At 70.7% G+C, this 17782-nt stretch carries 10 protein-coding genes; 6 read left to right on the forward strand and 4 right to left on the reverse strand.

Going from position 1 to position 17782, the window contains the following annotated elements; all coding sequences use genetic code 11:
- Positions 1-153 precede the first annotated feature (153 nt).
- Positions 154-612, reverse strand: a complete 459-nt coding sequence (locus JOD67_RS05575) for a hypothetical protein (protein ID WP_205115941.1) — start codon at positions 610-612, stop codon at positions 154-156.
- A gap of 63 nt (positions 613-675) precedes the next feature.
- Here JOD67_RS05575 and JOD67_RS05580 point away from each other — a divergent pair, with 63 nt between their 5' ends.
- Genes JOD67_RS05580 through JOD67_RS05590 form a run of 3 tightly spaced genes read left to right on the forward strand, consistent with a single transcriptional unit; the run spans position 676 to position 3074 of the window.
- Positions 676-1686, forward strand: a complete 1011-nt coding sequence (locus tag JOD67_RS05580; RefSeq protein WP_205115943.1) for a helix-turn-helix transcriptional regulator — start codon at positions 676-678, stop codon at positions 1684-1686.
- Complete coding sequence (locus JOD67_RS05585) at positions 1683-2171, forward strand: glutathione peroxidase (protein WP_205115945.1); 489 nt, start codon at positions 1683-1685, stop codon at positions 2169-2171. The genes JOD67_RS05580 and JOD67_RS05585 overlap by 4 nt, the downstream gene beginning before the upstream one ends.
- A gap of 24 nt (positions 2172-2195) precedes the next feature.
- Positions 2196-3074 (forward strand): LLM class flavin-dependent oxidoreductase, encoded by an 879-nt coding sequence (locus tag JOD67_RS05590; RefSeq protein ID WP_205115949.1) that lies wholly within the window; start codon positions 2196-2198, stop codon positions 3072-3074.
- On the opposite strand, the gene JOD67_RS05595 is transcribed toward JOD67_RS05590, so the two are convergent.
- From JOD67_RS05595 to JOD67_RS05605, 3 genes are all read right to left on the reverse strand, one after another.
- Positions 3071-3640 carry a GNAT family N-acetyltransferase gene (locus tag JOD67_RS05595; protein WP_205115950.1) on the reverse strand — a complete coding sequence of 190 codons (570 nt, stop codon included), beginning with the start codon at positions 3638-3640 and terminating at the stop codon, positions 3071-3073. The two genes, JOD67_RS05590 and JOD67_RS05595, sit on opposite strands and share 4 nt — an antisense overlap.
- Before the next feature lie 294 nt (positions 3641-3934).
- A complete protein-coding gene (locus JOD67_RS05600) occupies positions 3935-4660 on the reverse strand; it encodes a FadR/GntR family transcriptional regulator (protein ID WP_205115951.1) in 726 nt (241 codons plus the stop codon).
- Positions 4661-4733: 73 nt separating this feature from the next.
- Positions 4734-6104 carry an alpha/beta fold hydrolase gene (locus JOD67_RS05605; RefSeq protein WP_205115952.1) on the reverse strand — a complete coding sequence of 457 codons (1371 nt, stop codon included), beginning with the start codon at positions 6102-6104 and terminating at the stop codon, positions 4734-4736.
- 59 nt (positions 6105-6163) lie between these two features.
- On the opposite strand from JOD67_RS05605, the gene JOD67_RS05610 reads away from it, so the two are divergent.
- The 3 genes from JOD67_RS05610 (at position 6164) to JOD67_RS05620 (ending at position 17651) form a co-directional block, all read left to right on the forward strand.
- Entirely contained in the window at positions 6164-7204 is a 1041-nt protein-coding gene (locus JOD67_RS05610) for an ArsR/SmtB family transcription factor (protein WP_205115953.1), read from the forward strand.
- Positions 7205-7278: 74 nt separating this feature from the next.
- Positions 7279-14064, forward strand: coding sequence for a DUF6603 domain-containing protein (locus JOD67_RS05615; protein ID WP_205115954.1), 6786 nt, complete (start codon positions 7279-7281; stop codon positions 14062-14064).
- Positions 14064-17651, forward strand: a complete 3588-nt coding sequence (locus JOD67_RS05620) for a hypothetical protein (protein WP_205115956.1) — start codon at positions 14064-14066, stop codon at positions 17649-17651. The genes JOD67_RS05615 and JOD67_RS05620 overlap by 1 nt, the downstream gene beginning before the upstream one ends.
- The last annotated feature ends 131 nt before the right edge of the window (positions 17652-17782 follow it).

Below are 17782 nucleotides of genomic sequence, written 5' to 3' on the forward strand. Positions count from 1 at the left end.
ACCCATGGTCGCCTCGGTCGGTGGCCTTAGGCGTCGCCATCTCGACGGATGGCATCGACGGCGCGAGATCCGCATGACGATGCCACTCGCCAACCGGTGCCGTCGATGCAAAGCGGGGTCGAGATAGCAACGCCGCCACCGACACTTTGGCGACTAGGAACGCTTGGTGAAGTCCGCCACCCAGTTCGGCTTCCACGTCTTGCCGCCGTCCAACGAGAACGCCTGCTCCCACCGGGCGGTCGTCTCGGTGATGCCCGACCACTGGTAGCGGCAGATGATGTCGTGGCCCTCCCACTGTTCCTCGCTGTAGAAGTTGCCGACGCCGTCCGGGCCGAACTTGCCGACCACCGGCGGCAGGCCGAGCTGCCCGTTCCGGCTGCTCGCCCAGTAGATCGACCACTCCTCGCGGGCCGGGTCGAAGAGCCGGATGGTCAGGCCGGCCGTGCCGACCGCGGGGAACTCCACCTCGTCGAAGTGCGCCCACCCGTCCTTGAGCAGCCGGAAGTTCGAGACGCCCTCGAACTCCTCCCACTCGTCGCCGTTGAGGTAGTCCTTGAGTCGCCGTTGCACCGAGTCCCAGGTGCCGACCAGAAGGTCGAAGTCTTTCGCCATGTCCGGGACGTTAGGACCGTTCCACTGACACCTTCTGTCAGCGGAAAGCGGCAGACTGGGAACGTGCGCGCCAGCCGGTTGGTCTCGATCCTGCTGCTCCTGCAGAGCAGGGGCCGGATGACCGCGCGCCAGCTCGCCGACGAGCTCGAGGTCAGCGTGCGCACGATCTACCGCGACGTGGAGTCGCTGCACGGCGCGGGCGTCCCGCTGTACGGCGACGCCGGGCACGAGGGCGGCTACCAGCTGCTCGACGGCTACCGGACCAGGCTCACCGGGCTCACCGCCGACGAGGCCGAGGCGCTGTTCCTCACCGGACTGCCCGGTCCCGCCGCCGAGCTCGGCCTCGGCACCGTCGTCGCGGCGGCCCAGCTCAAGCTGCAGGCAGCGCTGTCGCCCGAGCTGCGCGACCGGTCCGGGAGGATCCAGGAACGGTTCCTGCTCGACGCGCCCGGCTGGTACCACGACGGCGACGACGTCCCGCATCTCGCCGCCGTCGCGGACGCGGTCTGGAACACCCGGGCGCTGCAGCTGCGCTACCGCCGGTGGCGCGAACCGACCGAGGTCACGCGCCGGATCGAGCCGTACGGCGTCGTGCTCAAGGCCGGCAAGTGGTACGTGATCGGCCGCACCGACGGCGACTTCCGTACGTACCGCGTCAACCAGATCCTGTCGCTGGAGCAGCTCGACGAGCGCTTCGCACGCGAGTCCTTCGACCTGGCGACGTTCTGGCGTACCCATCTCACCGACTTCAGGTCCCAGCTCATCAAGGGCGAGGCGCTCGTCCGGCTGTCCCCGACCGCGGTGGAACGGATCCCGCACCTGATGTCCCAGCAGGTCGTCGACGCGGTCGCGGCCGGCCGCGCGGACGGCGACGGCTGGGTGCGCGCGACCGTACCGATCGAGTCGCTCGTCCACGCGCAGACGGAGTTCCTCAAGCTCGGTGCCGAGGTCGAGGTGCTCGAGCCCGCTGAGCTGCGCGAACGCCTGGCGCGTACGGTGAGCGACCTGGCCGAGATGTACCTCACGGCCCCAGCCGGAATTCGCGAGCGGTCAGGAGAGGTTGACTCACCATGAGCATCTACGACGTCCCGTTGAAGACCCTGACCGGCGAACCCACCTCCCTCGGCGACTACCAGGGCAAGACCCTGCTCGTCGTCAACGTCGCCTCGAAGTGTGGCCTGACGCCTCAGTACGAAGGCCTCGAGCGGCTGCAGGAGCAGTACGCCACGCGCGGGTTCTCCGTGATCGGGTTCCCGAGCAACCAGTTCGGCGGGCAGGAGCCCGGGTCGGCGGAGGAGATCCAGGAGTTCTGCTCGACGACGTACGGCGTCTCGTTCCCGATGATCGAGAAGACCGACGTCAACGGGCCGGAGGCCAACGCGGTCTACCAGGAGCTCACCCAGGTCGCGGACACCGAGGGCAAGGCCGGTGACGTCGCCTGGAACTTCGAGAAGTTCCTGATCGACCCGAGCGGCAAGGTGGTCGGGCGCTACCGGCCGCAGACCGTTCCGGAAGACCCCACCCTGGTCGCCGCCATCGAGGCGACCCTCCCCCAGTAGGTCCACAGTAAGAAGGCGATCACCGTGGCTGACTACGGCCGCGACCTCTCGTTCGGCTACTTCCTGATCCCCAACGCCGACGACCCGCTGCTCGACACGGCGCGATCGTTGGAGGCGTTGGGGTTCGAGTACCTCGGCATCCAGGACCACCCGTACCAACGCAGGTACGTCGACACCTGGACGCTGCTCAGCTACCTCGCGGGCGCGACGTCGCGGATCCGGCTGTTCCCCGACGTCAGCAACCTCGCGCTGCGGCCGCCAGCCGTGCTCGCCAAGGCCGCGGCCAGCCTCGACCTGCTCAGCGGCGGCCGGTTCGACCTCGGCCTGGGTGCAGGCGGTTTCAACGAGGCCGTCCAGGCGTACGGCGGTCCGGCCCGGTCGCCGCGGGAGTCGTACGAGGCGCTCGAGGAAGCGATCAAGGTCATCCGGCTGATCTGGAGCGGCGAGCGCAACCTCCGCTTCGCCGGCAAGCACTACTCGCTGGCCGGCGCGATGTCCGGCCCCGTTCCGACCCGTCCGATCGGCATCTGGCTCGGCGTGTACGGGCCACGAGCGGTCCGGTTGGCCGGCCGCGTTGCCGACGGCTGGGTGCCCTCGCTGCAGCGGAACGCCGAGAAGCTGGCGGGCCTCGCCACGATCCTCGACGAGTCGGCGGTGGAGGCCGGCCGTTCGCCCCGCGACATCCGCCGGGTGTTGAACGTGAACGGCCAGATCACCTCGGGCAAGTCCGACGGCCTGCTGCACGGCCCGGTGAGCCAGTGGGTCGACGAGCTGACCGACCTCGCGGTCGGCCTCGGCTTCGACACGTTCCTGCTCTGGGCCGACGGCGAAGGCCAACCCCAACGCTTCGTCGACGAGATCATCCCCGCCGTCCGCGACCAGGTCGCGAAAGAGCGCTCCTAGCTGTACGGATCCACGACACGGCTGACGATCCAGGCGTGCTTGCCGACCTGGCGGACCCGTTCGAAGCCGAAGTCCTCGAACAGCTCGACCGTCGCCGAGAAGAGGAACCGGCCCTGCGCCGAGCGGCCGGCGGTCACCTCGGGGATGGACTCGACCAGGCCTCCGCCCGCTTCCGCGATCTGGTCCAGAGCTCCCTCGAGGGCGGCCCGGGCGATGCCCTGCTTACGGTGGCGCTTGTCGACGTAGAAGCACCCGATCCGCCAGTCCGGCACCGGCGGCGGGTCCTCTTCGTACGCCCGGCGGTGACCGACGGACGCCTGTTCCTCCAGGTTCCCGTACCGAGCCCACCCCTGCGCGACCCCGTCGGAATCGAAGACGAGCGCGGCATGGGCGCGACCCGAACGGACCCGCGCCTCTTTCGCGGCACGCTTGTCCAGTCCGGGGACCCAGGCCTCCGGATGGCCGCTCATGCACCAGCAGCCACCGAAGATGCCGCCGTTGCGCTCGACCAACTCGGCGAACGCGTCCCACGTCGACGCGTCGAGCGGGCGAACCGTGTAGGTCATGTCGTCCTCCCTCGGCCTAGCCTCGATCTTTCGTCCGGCGGTGGGTTCGACCGGCCCGTCCCCGCCCGCCCTGGGGCCAATGATCATGTTTGCATGATCATTGGCCGCTTTACGTGGGGTGGACGCCAGGTAGAGCGGTCACTGGCCGGGTAAGGCGACCACGACGCGCTTCACCTATGGAGTGCCTTCCCGCTCGGATCACTCGAGACGTCGCCATCCCAAGGTTCCCCAGCAGGACAGGCACGTCCGTCCTTCAAAGGCCAATACCGCCCACCAACACCTGAAGTCCCGAGGCTAGTCCGCGGATCCGTGCGTCCGGCCGAGCATGTCGGCGCGGAAGTAGAACAGGTGGTGGCGCCAGACGTGGGCGGCTTCGGCGGGCTTGCCCTGTCCGATGAACTTGACCACCTCGTGCAGGTCCTGCGAGTGCGAGGCCCGCGCCTCCTGGGTCGCGAACGCGCGGGCTCGCAGCGCCATCCACAGGGGGCTCTGGGTGTGCAGCAGTGCGTCTTCCAGCGCCCGTTCCAGGATCGGGTTGCGCGCCGCCCGCGCGATCGCGCGGTGAATCGGCAGGTCGGACGGGTACTCGCCGGTCGTCTGGAACACCTTCTCGTGGTCGGCAAGCGCTTGCTGCAAGTACGCCAGGTCCACCGGATAGTGCTTCCGCGCCGCCAGCGCCGCCAGCTGGGGCTCGATCGCCAGCCGCGCCTCGAAGACCTGCGGCGGGAAGATCTCCACACCCCAGGTCGCCACCTGCGACGGCGTGCCGACGACGATCGTCCCGCGGCCCCGGTACGAGCGCACCACGCCCGCGAGCTCCAGCGCAGCCAGGGCCTCGCGCACCGTCGGCCGACTCACCTTGAACCGCGTCGCGAGGTCCCGTTCCGACGGCAGCTTGTCGTCCGGCTTCAGCTTCTCCTCGCGCACCAACAGCACCAGGCCGTCGGCCACCTGGGCGGCGGCACTCCGAACAACCACCGGGGCGATGTCCGCCAACGGGTCGTTCCCCGGCTCCGGCATGCGCGGCCCCTCGTTCCTGACGTGGCTGACTGGCGCGGCCAGCCTACGGAACATCCGCGCCGGTCAGGAAGCGTCAGCCACGATCCAGGAACGCCTCCACTGCCTTCCGCCCGCGGTCGTCGGTCGTCCGCGACTGCACCGAGTGCCCGAATCCCTCGAGCACGACCAGCTCTCCACGCGGCGTCCGCGACAGCTGCCAGCGTGCCCATTCCACCGGGGTGGACAGGTCCCGCGTCCCCGCCAGCAGCAACGCCGGGACCGGCGGCAGCTTGTACGGCTGCGCGACCGGCCGCACCGCGGTCCGCGGGTACGGCAGGCAGAGGTGCATGATCCCGTGATTCTTTGCCGTCTCTTGGTCGAACGGCCACAGCTTCTCCGGCGCGAGCCGCCGTGACGCGGCGTCCAGCAGCGGCTGCCGCAGGAACTCCGGTGTCGCGGAGTTGCCCCACGGGAAGCGCTCCTCGGCGCACAAAGTGCTCAGCATCAGGCCCTGGCTGTGGTCGTCGGCCGGCCCCCGCGTCGCCTGGAAGACGCCGTCGATCAACCCCTGGATCGGCGCCAGGTTCCCGGCCCGGGCCGCCGCGAGCATCTGCGGCAAGCCTGAGTAGTTCGGGTCGACGATCCCGTACACGCTGATCGTGTTCAGCAGCTGCGGTCCGAGATCGGTCGCGCGGACGACCGCCGCGAGGTCCGCTGCCGGGTCGGTCGTGCAGCCCGTCGCCGCGCAGGCTTCGCGCAGCACGCGGGCGTTCGCGTGCAGCATCTCCGGCACGAACGCGTCGAGGTTGGTGTGCGGGACGACCGAGTCGAGCACCAGCTTCTTCACCCGGGACGGGTGCTTGATCGCGTACCGCGAGGCGACGTACGTTCCGTACGAAATGCCGTCGATCGTCCACTTCTTCGCGCCCAGAGCGCGGCGAAGCAGCTCGAGGTCATCGACCGTGTCGGCGGTCGCGAAGAACTGCCGCTTCGAGCCGACCGACCGAGCGCACTCCCGGACGGCGGCGGGCGTGGGAACGTCGTAGTCGAGGATGCCCCGCTCAGCCTGCAGCTGTGGACAGTCCAGCGCCCCCTCGACGCCGGTCCCGCGCTGGTCGATCATCACCAGTTGGTGGTCGTCGAGCACAGGCGCGAGCGCGCGCTTGAACGTGTCGAACCGCAGCCCCGCCTGCCCCGGCCCGCCGGCGAGCGCGAGCAGCACGCCGCGCTTGGCGTTCGCGTTGTCCGCGTACGCGACCCGCAGCTCCAACCGCCCAGGCGTCCGGCCACGGTGATCCAGCGGCACCGTCAACGTGGCGCAGGTGAACCCGGGCTGCCCGTCGCAGGGCTTGGCGTCGGAGAGCCGCGGCCCATGGTCGGCGGCCGCGGCGGCCGCGACCGGGGATTGCAGCATGGTCACGGTCAATGCCGCGCAGGCGACAGCGGCCAGGGTTCGTCGCATCATGAGCCTCACCCTTGGTTCGCGCCGCGTACGGCGGCAAACGATGCGAAGGATTTCGAAGCGTGTTCCGGATCCGGCTCGACGCCGAACAGCTGACGAGGACGCGGTTCGCCGTGTCCCCGCTGGTGCACGCGATGTCGAGCCTGATGGCGGTCGTCGTCCCTTCGCGCCTCCCGGACGCGGGACCGTGGGTCCGTACGGCGCGGCAACGGCTCGCCAAGGTCGACCTCGGCGACGACTTCACCCTCCTGCGGGAGCTGGTCGACCGGAAGTCCTGGTACATCCCGGACTTCCTGTACCCGATCCCCGCGACCGCCGCCCCGACCATCGACGAGGAACTCGCCACCGTCGCCACGGCCTGCCCCGAACGGATCGCGTTCGAGCTCAACCTCGCGTTCGACGGCGACCCGGTACGGACGAGGGCCATCGCCACCGAAGCCGTCGACAAGCTGCGCCGCCCGATGCCCGAGCCGATCGCGAAGGCACTGCGCGACGGCGAGGCCGCGTTCGCCGAGCGGCTTGCCGCGGTGCTCGAGCAGTACTGGACGATCGCGCTCGCGCCGGACTGGCAACTGATCAAGACCGTGCTCGAAGAGGACCTGCTCGTCCGCGGCCGCAGCCTCGCCACCGAGGGAGCGGCCAAGCTCTTCGCCGACCTCCACCAAGCGCTGCGCTGGGACGGCGAGGTGCTCACACTCGAGTCGCCGCACGAGGTCGACCTCACCGCGAACGCGAACGGCCTCGTGCTCGCGCCCTGCGTGTTCACCGAGGCGCGACCGTTCTGCCTGATCGAGTCGCTGGACCGGGTGATGCTCGGCTACCGCGCCCGTGGCAGCGCGAAGGTCTGGAACGCCGAAACGCCAACAGAACAACCGAAAACGAGCCTGATCGGCGGCAGGCGCACCCAGCTCCTCGAGGATCTCGACGTGCCCCGCGCCGCAAGCCATCTCGCCGCGAGACAGCTCCTCGCGCCACCCACCGTCTCGTACCACCTCGGCCTCCTCCACCGCGCTGGCCTGGTACGTCGCCGACGTGTGGGTAAGCAGATCTTCTACGAGCGAACCCCAGCCGCCGAAACGCTGTTGGGCCTCGCCGGAATCTGACCCCAACCACTTCGCGCGAACCCCCGACCACGCGCGCGCCGATCTGCTATTCCTGTTCGGCAGAGGGGGATCGCATGAGTCTTTGGGACGATCTGCCTTCGTCGCTCAAGCAGGGTGGAACTCTCGACAACCTCGAGCCCGTGCTCGACAGCGTCGACACCCCCACCGAGGAGACGCGGACAGAAGACGACGGATTCACCTGGCGTGTCTGGAAGACCCGAGCAGGTGGGGACAAACCGCTCAGCGTCGACCTCGGCAGCGGCAAGACCAGCCGCTCGGACAGCCTCAACACCGGCACGCCGTTGGTGTTTCCCCAACCGGACATAGACATCGAGCTCGGTCTGCGGCTCACCGGTCCGGGCGGCGATCCGGACGGCACCGTACGGCTGGTCCTCGACACCCCTAACGCGATCGTCCGGCTCCCCTTCCTGCGCGGCGCGAAGCTCGACGCGCAGGGGCAGCTCAGACCAGATCCGAACAACGTGAACGTCCGGTTCCATCTCCCCGCGATCAAGCTCCAGCTGCTGCGACCGGCGGCAGGCGGGTTCGAGCCCAAACTGCTCAGCAGCACGCTCGACAACCATCCGCCGCAGGACCAGATCTTCGACTTCATCCGGATGGAGCCGCCGCACGCGATCATCGGTCCCGGGAACGTCGTCGGCTTCGCGTTCCGCAGCGCCACGCTCGACCTGACCGGCGACGCCGGACCCGCCGGGGTTCCGGCGAACGCACGGACCCAACCCGACGCCTGGCAGGGCTTCTACCTGCCCGAGGTCCGGCTGTTCGTCGCACCCGAAGGCCTCGAAGGACTCGCCGCCAGCGCCGGGGTAAGAGACCTGTGGGTCGGCATCGGCCAGCACGAGGGCGTCACCGGACTCTTCGAGGCCGAGGTCGTCAACCGCGGCACGAACCCGACGGTGCGGCTCGCGTTCCAGGGACCCGCCGGCGAGTGGTACCCGGTCGCGGACAACGCCAACACGAACGCCGTCGTCGAGCTCCCGGACAGCGCGACGCTCTACATCACGGCAGGCGGTGGCCTCGCGCCGTACACGTACCGCGTACTGGTGAACAACGCCGACCCGACGACGCTCGACCGGCGCACGATCCTCGTCCCCGATACCGGCGAGCTGACGCTGAGCATCGAGGTCACCGACGCCGGCCTGCACACCCAGCCGCGCGGCATCAAGGTCAAGAAGCGCGCCAGCACCGGAGGTACGCCCACCCCGCCCGGCGAGAACGAGGTCAAGCCGCGGACCACGAGCACCACCGGCCACCGGGTCGTCGTCTCGGCACCGGTCGGCCTCACCGTCACGGTGTCGCTCACCCCGGACGACGGCGGCGACCTCGCCTGGTCCTGGCCGGGCGGCTCGGCCACCGGCAAGACCGCGCAGATCCCGGTCGCCGCCGGCGCGACCGTGCAGGTGACAGCCACGCGGACGGTCACGCCCGCGGCGGTCGAGCCGTTCAGCCTCTACACGCTGTTCGAACGTCCCAAGGCCTCGGAGTTCCAGCCCGGCGGACCTACCGCCTGGGCGGACAACCTGACGAACCACGCGACAGTGCAGGCGTCGTCGAAGACCGGCTGGGGCAGCGCCGAACGGTTCCTCAGCGACGAGTCGAAGGCCCGGCTCGCCCAGCTCCCCGCGGCCACGCCGCTCACCGTCGAGGGCTTCGCGTCGTACGAGAACAAGAACGACGAAGGGACGATCGCGTACAACCTCGCCCTCAGTGAGCGCCGCCGCGACGTCCTCGTCTACCTGTTGAAGGAGACGTTCGGCTTCACGAACGTCACCCCCGGCACCGCGCACGGACATGGGCCCGCCCGTGCCGGCGGCACCGGCGTGCCAGCAGCCACCTCGCCGAAGTGGTGGCGCGCGACCGCCACCCCCGGACTCGCGAACCCGATCACCGAGACGATCACCGCCGAGCTGACGAGACCGCCCGCGACCTCGACCGAGGTCGACCCGGAGCCCACCCGCCCGCTCGTCCCGGACTGCTTCCGCAAGCTCGGCGTAAGAGTCGAGCTGATCCGCGGCACGTTCGTCCGCGCCGAGGTGTACGGCGAGTTCGACGTACGTACGGCCGCCGAGGCACGCCTGGACAAGCTCACCAACGACGAGCTCCCCGCGCGGACGAACCCCAGCGACGGCATCTGCACGTTCCTCGTCCGCTTCCGCATCGCCGAGGACCGCTCGTCCTGGCTGACCTCGGCGGAGTTCCGCGCGATCGAAGGCGACCTGGACGGCCTCGCCAAGGTCGAGTCGTCGACCGGCAGCACCGCGCTCGACATCCTCGGCGCGGTCACCGCGCTCGCACCGCTGCTCGCCGCCTCCGCGCCACCGAGCCCGACCGCCGGCGAGCTCGTCCCGCTCGCGCTCGTCGGCGCCAGCGCGATCGCGCTCGGTGCCAGTGACAAGTTCACGACCAAGCACGTCATCCTGCGCGGCGGCGAGCTGGTCGTCAGCGACGGCATCGTCGACCCGGTCACCGGCAGCGGACCGACGACGACGCGGGTCAGCATCCTGCTCGATCTGGAGACCGCGTTCTCGTTCGACCTCGGCATCATCAAGGTCGACCCCGCACACCCGATCCTCACGCGCTACAAGGCCGTAGGCATCCGGAGCACCTGGGACGCCGAGCCCGATCCGGGCGGTGAGCTGGAGTACATCCCGCTGCCGGTCTTCGACCCCAGCCGCGGGTACACGCTCGACATCCCCGCCGGGTCGCTGCTCGCCGCGCCGCCGCTCGACTCGTTCCTGCGCGTGCTCGGCATCAAGGCGAGCCGGCTCAACCCCGCGTTCCTGGAGGTCGAGGTCGGTCTCGGCGTCGACCTCGGCGTCGTCACCGTCGACACCGCGCGGGTACGGTTCCGCCTCGACCCGCCGCCGAACAGCCTCGAGCTCACCAAGCTCAGCGCCACCCTCGACATCCCCGGCGCGATCCACGGCACCGGCTACCTGGAGATCACCGACCTCGGTTTCAAGGGCGCGTTCGACATCACGCTCCCGTCGGTCGGCATCCGCGCGTACGCGACGCTCGCGCTGGAACAGCAGAACGGGACGACCGGACTGCTCGTCGGTGCCGGTGTCGAGTTCCCCGTTCCGCTGCCGCTCGGCAACTCCGGGCTCGGCATCTTCGGCTTCCTCGGCGGCGTCGGCACCAACTACAGAAGGAACGAGCCGACTGGCGTGCAGGCGCCCGCGCTGAAGTGGCTCGAGTCGCAGATGACGCCCGAGCGCGGGTTCAACGTCATGCACCCCGCCGGCTGGCAGCTCGAGCCCGGCAGCTTCGCGATCGCCGCCGGCCTGCTGCTCGGCACCGCCGAGGGCGGGTTCCTCCTGCACCTGAAGGGGATCGTGCTCGTCGAGCTGCCCGGACCTCGGCTGATGCTGATGATGAAGGCCGACGTGCTGAAGCTGCCGCCGGTGCTCGAGTCGCAGAGCAGCGCGACGTTCCTCGCCGTGCTCGACCTCGACTTCGGCCGCGGCACGATCACGATCGGCATCGTCGCCGAGTACAACGTCGTGGACTTGCTGAAGATCCGCGTGCCGGTGACCGCGTTCTTCGACCTGAACCAGTCGCGGAACTGGTTCATCGACCTCGGCACGTACACCGAGCCCGTCACGGTCTCGGTGCTGGACGTCTTCCGCGGCACCGGCTACCTGATGATCCACGGCGACGGCACGACGCTCTCGATCCCCGGGCTGCCGATCGCGACGAACGGGCTCGCGATCGCCGTCGGCTTCCACCTGCAGGCCGTGCTGATGGGCAGCAAGTCCATCGGCCTGTACTTCGAGGTCGCGGCCGGGTTCGACGCGCTGGTGTCGTTCGACCCGTACGCGATCGGCGGGCGGATCTACGCCCGAGGCGAGCTGCGGCTCTGGGTGGTCAGCGTCTCGGCGAGCGCGGAGCTCACCGTCCTGGTCGGCCGGCAGCTCGAGCCGGACGGCACGGTCGTGGACAAGACGTACATCCACGGCGAGGTGTGCGGCAGCGTCGACCTGTTCTTCTTCGAGATCGAGGGCTGCATCGAGCTGACGATCGGGGAGAGCGAGCCGCCCGATCCCGTCGCGCCGGACCTGGTCGCCGGGGTGAAGCTGGTGAGCCGTTCGCCCGCGCTGGTCGAGGGCAGCGCGACCGACCGTGCCGTGGACGGCACGCTCGCCGACGCCGTCGCGCAGGGATCGAGCGAGGCCCCGCCGACCGTTCCGCTGGACGCGGTGCCCGTCGTCATGTTCGAGGTGCCGCCGATGGTCCAGGCGGGCAACATCGTGCTCGGTGGCGAGGCCCGAGGCACGTCCGGCGTCGGCGCCGACCCGTGGGTACGGCAGGGCGACAAGTGGTGGCGGTATCAGGTCACCAAGGTCGAGCTCGTCGGCGACCTGCAGCCGCCACCGCCCACCGGGAAGACGCCCGCGACCTGGTGGCCGCGGAACGCGCCGGGCCAGTCCCAGCTCGGTCCCGCGCTCGCGTTGCTGTCCTGGCTCCCGACACCGACGCCGCGCGCGGTCCCGTACGGAGAGAGCCTCACCACCACCGTGCACGAGCAGTGGGGACACATCTGCGGACCGGTCGCGCCTGCCGCGTACGTGCTGTGGACGTTCGACGACAAGCCCACCGGACCGAGCCGGATCGGCTGGACCCTCGCCGGCGTGCCCTGGCCAGACGGCCCCGGAGACTTCCGGAGTACGCCGGTCGACGCGAAGCTCGTCGTCACTGAACCCTGGCGGACCGGCAACGCGCTCGCCGACGCCTTGCAGGGGACCGATCCCGCCATCGTGGTCGGCGACGCGGTGCGTTGCCCGGACGGCGAGATCACCCACGTCGACTCGTTGCAGGAGTGGGCGAACGGCAACCCCACCTCGTTCAGCAACGCCGCGATGCCGACCAGCGGTGGCGCTTTGCAGGATGTGGTCGACCTGCTGGCCACCGGGACCTCGCTCGCCGACGTCGCGTCGGAGTGGGTCGACACGGCGTGGGATCCCGACCTGTCCAACCTGCCGCTGAGCTGTCAGGGCCGGATCCTGCGTTCCCCGACGGGCGATCTGCCCGAGCCCGCACCCGACGCTCCCGAGGAAGAACGCGAGATCGTCAAGCAGGTCTGGGACAAGACCGGCTTCAAGCCCGCCGAGCTCGGCAACGCCGTACGCCTGGACCTCGACGGTGGCCTCGAGGCGTTCGAGCTGTTGATGCTGGTGAACGAGCAAATGCTGAACGAGCGGCTGATCGTCAACTGTGTCGACGCGAACGGCGCCGTTCTCGCCCAGCAGCCGGTGCGCCCCGAGGACATGGTCGTGCCCGGCAACCCGCTCCCACCGGAGTGGACGGATCCCGCCGGACCCTGGGCGGACCCGATCGAACGGGCCGGCCGGCTCGCCGCTCGCGTGGCGACCAAGCAGCGCCTCTTGCTGTTGGTCCGCGTGGTCGTCGACGTACCGCGCGGCACGCACCACGTCGTGATCGGTGCGGTCCGCGACGAGCCGAACCTCGTCGGAACGCCGTTCTGGCTGATCGCCGCCACCGGCGTTTCCACCAACGAGCGTTGGCGATTCGACTACGACACCGAGGTCGTGACGAAGGACCGCGACCTGCTCGAGTCGACGCTCAGTCAAGATCCGAACGACGTCGCGCTGCTGAAGCCGTCCCTCACCTACACCGTGCGAGTCAGCTGGCGGGCGCAGTTCCTGGAGCAGGAGGCCAAGCCGTCGGCGACCGCTCCCGAGACGTGGGGACCGGAGCGGACGCAGGAGTTCCGCTTCGCCGCGGACGGGCCGGAAGAGCTGCCGACCGATCTGCGTCCGTGGCTGCTCGCGAGCGCGCCGTCGACGAACGAGACCGGCGTGCTCTGCGCCGAGCCGATCCGGATCGCGCTGGCCACGCAGAACGTCGCCGCGCTGTACGACGCGTACGGCAAGGAGCTGCGCGTCCGCGTGCAGGCATCCTCCGGCTTCCACCCCGAGCCGCCCGGCGGCGGCGACTTCCTCGTGCTGGAGCCGCTCCTCGGCGGGGCGATCGATCCGACCGGTGTCGCGGGACCGCTCAGCCCGACGCTCGGCAGCGTGATGCCGCCGTGGAACCAGGCCGTCACCGAGCTGCTCGACGAGCTGCCCTGCACCGACGGAAGCGGGAGCAGTACGTACGGCACGACGCTGACGTTGCCGTACGACCTACAGCCGCTGACCGACTACCTCGTCGACGTCGAGGCCGTCGCCAAGGGCGCGGCGCCGAACGCGGCCGGCCTGTTGGTGCACCGGATCGGCTTCACCACCTCCCGCTTCAAGACCGTCGACGATCTGGCCAAGCTGATTCGCCTTGCGGTGTTGGAGAATCGGCACGTACCGAACGCCACCGCGCTCGGCGCGTTGCCGGTCGAGCCGGCGGGCGACATCCTCGACGCGGCCTACCAGGCAGCCGGACTCGCCGTTCCGCACGTGCCGCGCTACCCGGCGGTCCAGGTGCTGTGGTCCGGCGACGCGGTCCCGCAGCCGGTCGCGGTCGTGGTCGAGTGCAGCGAGGCGATGTGGCGTTCGCGCCCGATGCCGACGCAGGTCGCCGGTCCGCCCGATCCCTCGGCTGGTCCGGGACACAAGTGGTGGGCAGCCGTCGAGCAGGACTGGCTGTCGCTGCGACCGCGGACGACTCCGCCCGTCGCGGGCGACACGCCACCAGCCACCGTGACCCGAGTCGTGCAGGGACCAGGCGGAACGCGAGCCGTGGTCCTGCTCGCCGCCGGATCGCGCGGCAGCGAGCTGCGGCTCGACCTCGTCGTCGCAGGTGACGCGCTCGCCGGGACCGCGGAGAAGCGCGCAGAGGCCGTACGCGTGATCCTGGACCGCGCGCCCTGGGAGGTTGACGACTGATGGCCCGCCGAGTCGCCTTTCCGTACTGGTTCCGCGCCGAAGGAGCCAGGATCCCGTGGGGACAGATCGCCGAGCAGCAGGCCAGGTTCGCCGGCCGCAGGTTCGCCGGGCCGCGCAGGCTGCGGCCGTTCGACGTGCAGCTGCGCTGGTCGTGTGCCAAGGAGCTCGGCGTGCCGTTCGAGCCGTTCCTCGTCTGGCGCCGGTCGCAGAAGGACCGCCCGGATCGCATCGAGGTCGAGCCGCGTCCCGTCGACGGTGGCGCTGTACTCACGTTCACGAAGGTGGTGGCGTACGTCGAGGTCGAGTGTGACCCGATCGACCCCAGCCGCGCCGTGGGACTGCTCGTCACGCGCGGCGGCCTCAGCCTGAACAACGCCGTCGGTTCGGCCGCGGCGTTCCCCGTCCCCGGCGCGCGGGTGCGGCTGGTCGTGCGGTGCTCGGGCGGCACCCGCGCGCTGCTGATCAACGGTGGCAACCCGTCCGTCCGGATCGAGACGCTCGACCAGGTCGTGAACGACGGGGACTGGAAGCCGTTCGAACGCGTCGGGCTCCCGGTCGACGATCCGTGGCCAGGCACGTCGTACGACACCAGCGCGCAAGGCCTGCTCGACGCGCCGGTCAGCCCACTCGAGGCCGCGCTGCAGCGGCTCGCGCGCGGTGGCCCGCAGGTCGGCTGGTTCCCAGCGACGAGCACGGGAAGGACCGCCCCGCCCTGGTCGCCACCGGACCACCTCACCTTGCTGAAGGAGGTGCGCGACGAGACGCTGCCGCGGATCGAGAGCGTCTACGGGTCCGCGCTGAAGCCGCGGCCGTACGACCAGCAGCTGCTCGAGGACACGTTCGCGGTCGACGGGCCGAGTGCGGCGCATCCTGCCGAGGCGAAGCTCTCTCCTCTTTCCTTGTTGGCGTTGCCGGCGAGCGCCGACCCGTTCCTCTCGCTGGCGTTGGGTTTCGGCACCGCGTACGCGTGGGAGGGCGGGCACGACGGGCCGTTCGTCGGCAACGACGACCTGATGGTCACCGGCGAGTACGAGGACCTGCCGGACCGGTCCGGCTCGGCGCAGCTCGCGGCGTACGTTCCGGCGCCCGGCGAGCACGCCGCCACGGCGACACCGACGAACGTCACGGCCGTACGCGACGGGCTCGTCGCGCCCGAGGTCCCCGACGCGCCGTGGCGCGAGACGATCCGCGTCTCGTGGGACCGTCGCCAGGCGTCTGCCGCGCTTGGCCTCGGGACCGGTGCCGCGCTCGCGCGCTTCGACTCTCCCGCGGACCCGTCGGCCGAATGCCTGCTGCCGTTGCGGTCGGCGGGCGACTTCCGCCCCCTGCTCCCGGTGCCGGACGGTCCGCTCGGCACGCCCGGCTTCGGGCGTACGGGCATGGTCGACGCCGCGGCCGAGATCCCGCTCGGCAGCGGCGGTCGGCAGCCCGGTTACCCGGTGGCGTGGCAGGACGTGTTCGGCGTCTGGTCCCGCTGGGAGGACGCGCTGTACGCCGGCGACGAGCCGGCCCCGCCGCGGCCGCGGATCATCGCGATGACGCTCGGCACCCAGTACGCGGGCTCGACGCAGTGCCCGGCGACGCTCGAGGTCGAGCTCGCGCTCGACTGGTTCGACCGGACCCCGACCGCCGTCGACGTGTTCGCGGTGCTGTTCCCGATGGCACTGTCGACCACGCCGCCACCAGCGGGAGTGACGCCGTTCGGACCGGCCCCGGCGGGCTGCTTCCGGCGCGACGTCTCGCTGCCGTTCGCAGGCGCGGAGCTGCAGGGCAGTGGCGGCGTCACCGTCGAGCACCTGGACTCCGCTGGCGAGGACGTCGTCGTACCTGGCCCCGCGCAGGGCGAGGAGAGCCGGCGGTACCGCGTCCGGATCTCCGTACCCACGCTCGACTTCGGCGCGACCTCGCGCTGGGGCGTCGCGCTGTGGACGCGGAGCGACCTGCTCATCGGTACCACCTCCGGCCTCGCGCCAGGACCCTCGCCCGCGCTGACGAGCGCCGCCAGTCCCGTTCCCGTGCTGCCGATCCCCCCTCCTCCGCCGCCCGGCGTGCCGATGGGAAGCGCGCCCGACGCGCAAGGGCGTTCGCACGTACGCGTCCACTGGTCGATCCCTGCCGGTGCGGATCTTCAACCAGACAAGGGAATCATCGTCTGGGAGATCGCCGAGACCGCGCTGCGCCAGTCGGTCGGCCTACCGGACCGCGCGCCGGAGGGCACGCTCCCGGGCGTACGGTTGCAACAGCTGTGGAACGCGTACGACGCCATGCCCGCCGACAAGCGCCGGGCCGTGTTCCGCCGACTTCTCGTCCTCCCGGGCTCCGCGCGCGAGACCGACGTCGCGCTGCCCAAGGGGTCGACGGACATCCATCTGTTCGTGGTGACCACGCTCTCCCGGTCCGGCATCGAGTCGCCCTGGCCGACGGCGGGGCACGAGGATCTGCAGGCGGTGGCCGCGCCTCGGCTGCGGCGTCCTTCGGCGCCGGTGGTGTCCTCGGTCCTCGGGGCGAGCGGTGCTGTGACGTTGTCGCTCGGTGCGATGAGCAAGGTGCCGGTGCGGGAGTTCCGCGTGTTCCGGACGCGCTCGGAGGTCGCCGCCCGTTCGTTCGAGACGATGGGGCCGGCGTTCGCCACCGTGCCCGCGGTGCTGTCGGCCGCGCCACCTGATCCGGTGACCGGCGAGCTGACGTACGGCGCCGAATGGTCGGGTGCGTTCCCCGCCTCCTGGGACGACTGGTTCGTGCGCGCCGTCGCGGTGGCGGTCGACTCCGTGCCGGTCGAGGCCGTCCGCGGCCTGCCGTCTCCCGCGGGCGACGCCGTCCTCGTCCGCGTCCTGCCGCCGCTGGCCCCCGACCTCGCGCCACTGGTCGCGGTGCCGATCGGGTCGGGCGAGCTGGTGCTCGTCACCACCTCGACCTCCGCACCCATGCGCGAGGTACCGCAGGGGTCGCATCGGGTGTCGGTCGGCGTCACTGGCCCAGGCGCGACCGGCGTGAACGACGTCGACCCGGTCCCGCTGCAGGACGTGACCGTCGGGTCTGTCGTCGCCGGCCCCGCTCCAACGGGAGCCGCGCCGGGCGCGGTGCTGGTGCGCGGCGAACGTGCGGCCGGTCGAACGCCGTTGGCCGTCTGGCTCACGCGGGCCGACGCCGCACAGCCCCTCGACGTGACCGTCCGGGTCGCCGATCCGATCGGCCGGCTGACCGCGGGCACGGTCACGGTTCCGCCGGTGACCGTGCAGCCGCCGACCCTGGTGCTGCTCGACGCGTTCGCGATCGCCGGCCGCGGGGTCATCGTGCAGGTGCGCTCCGACGCGCCGATCGACGCGCAGCCGCCGTACGTTCTCGCCGTCTCCGCGCGACGCGCGGGGCTGTTCCCCGGCGCGTTCGTCCGTGCCAGCTTCGAACTCGACGACATCCCACGGCAGATCGGCCCGTTCCCGCCGGTGCGGCCGATCCAGGCGGTCCGGCTGACCGAGGACCAGCCGCACGAGTACCAGGTGCTGATCCGGGTGCTGACCCCCATGACGGCGACGCTGGCGATGGTCGCCCCGAACGGAGAACGCGCCCAGGTGTCGGTCTCTGTGTAACTGGCGGCTCGCTGACCGTGACCAGACGGTCCGGATGCGGCATACGCTGGGCCGGTCCGGGGTGATGAGGTTAGCCTTATCTTGGTTGTGGCCAGCGATGACGCCGGCACGACCTGGGAAGCGCAGTCGGT

Source organism: Tenggerimyces flavus (genome assembly GCF_016907715.1).
In the GTDB taxonomy this organism is placed as follows: Bacteria; Actinomycetota; Actinomycetes; order Propionibacteriales; family Actinopolymorphaceae; genus Tenggerimyces; species Tenggerimyces flavus.

Coding starts and splice junctions, on each gene's coding strand:
- JOD67_RS05605 (WP_205115952.1), bottom strand. CDS start 6,104: ATGATGCGACGAACCCTGGCCGCTGTCGCCTGCGCGGCATTGACCGTG.
- JOD67_RS05585 (WP_205115945.1), top strand. CDS start 1,683: ATGAGCATCTACGACGTCCCGTTGAAGACCCTGACCGGCGAACCCACC.
- JOD67_RS05575 (WP_205115941.1), bottom strand. CDS start 612: ATGGCGAAAGACTTCGACCTTCTGGTCGGCACCTGGGACTCGGTGCAA.
- JOD67_RS05615 (WP_205115954.1), top strand. CDS start 7,279: ATGAGTCTTTGGGACGATCTGCCTTCGTCGCTCAAGCAGGGTGGAACT.
- JOD67_RS05620 (WP_205115956.1), top strand. CDS start 14,064: ATGGCCCGCCGAGTCGCCTTTCCGTACTGGTTCCGCGCCGAAGGAGCC.
- JOD67_RS05595 (WP_205115950.1), bottom strand. CDS start 3,640: ATGACCTACACGGTTCGCCCGCTCGACGCGTCGACGTGGGACGCGTTC.
- JOD67_RS05600 (WP_205115951.1), bottom strand. CDS start 4,660: ATGCCGGAGCCGGGGAACGACCCGTTGGCGGACATCGCCCCGGTGGTT.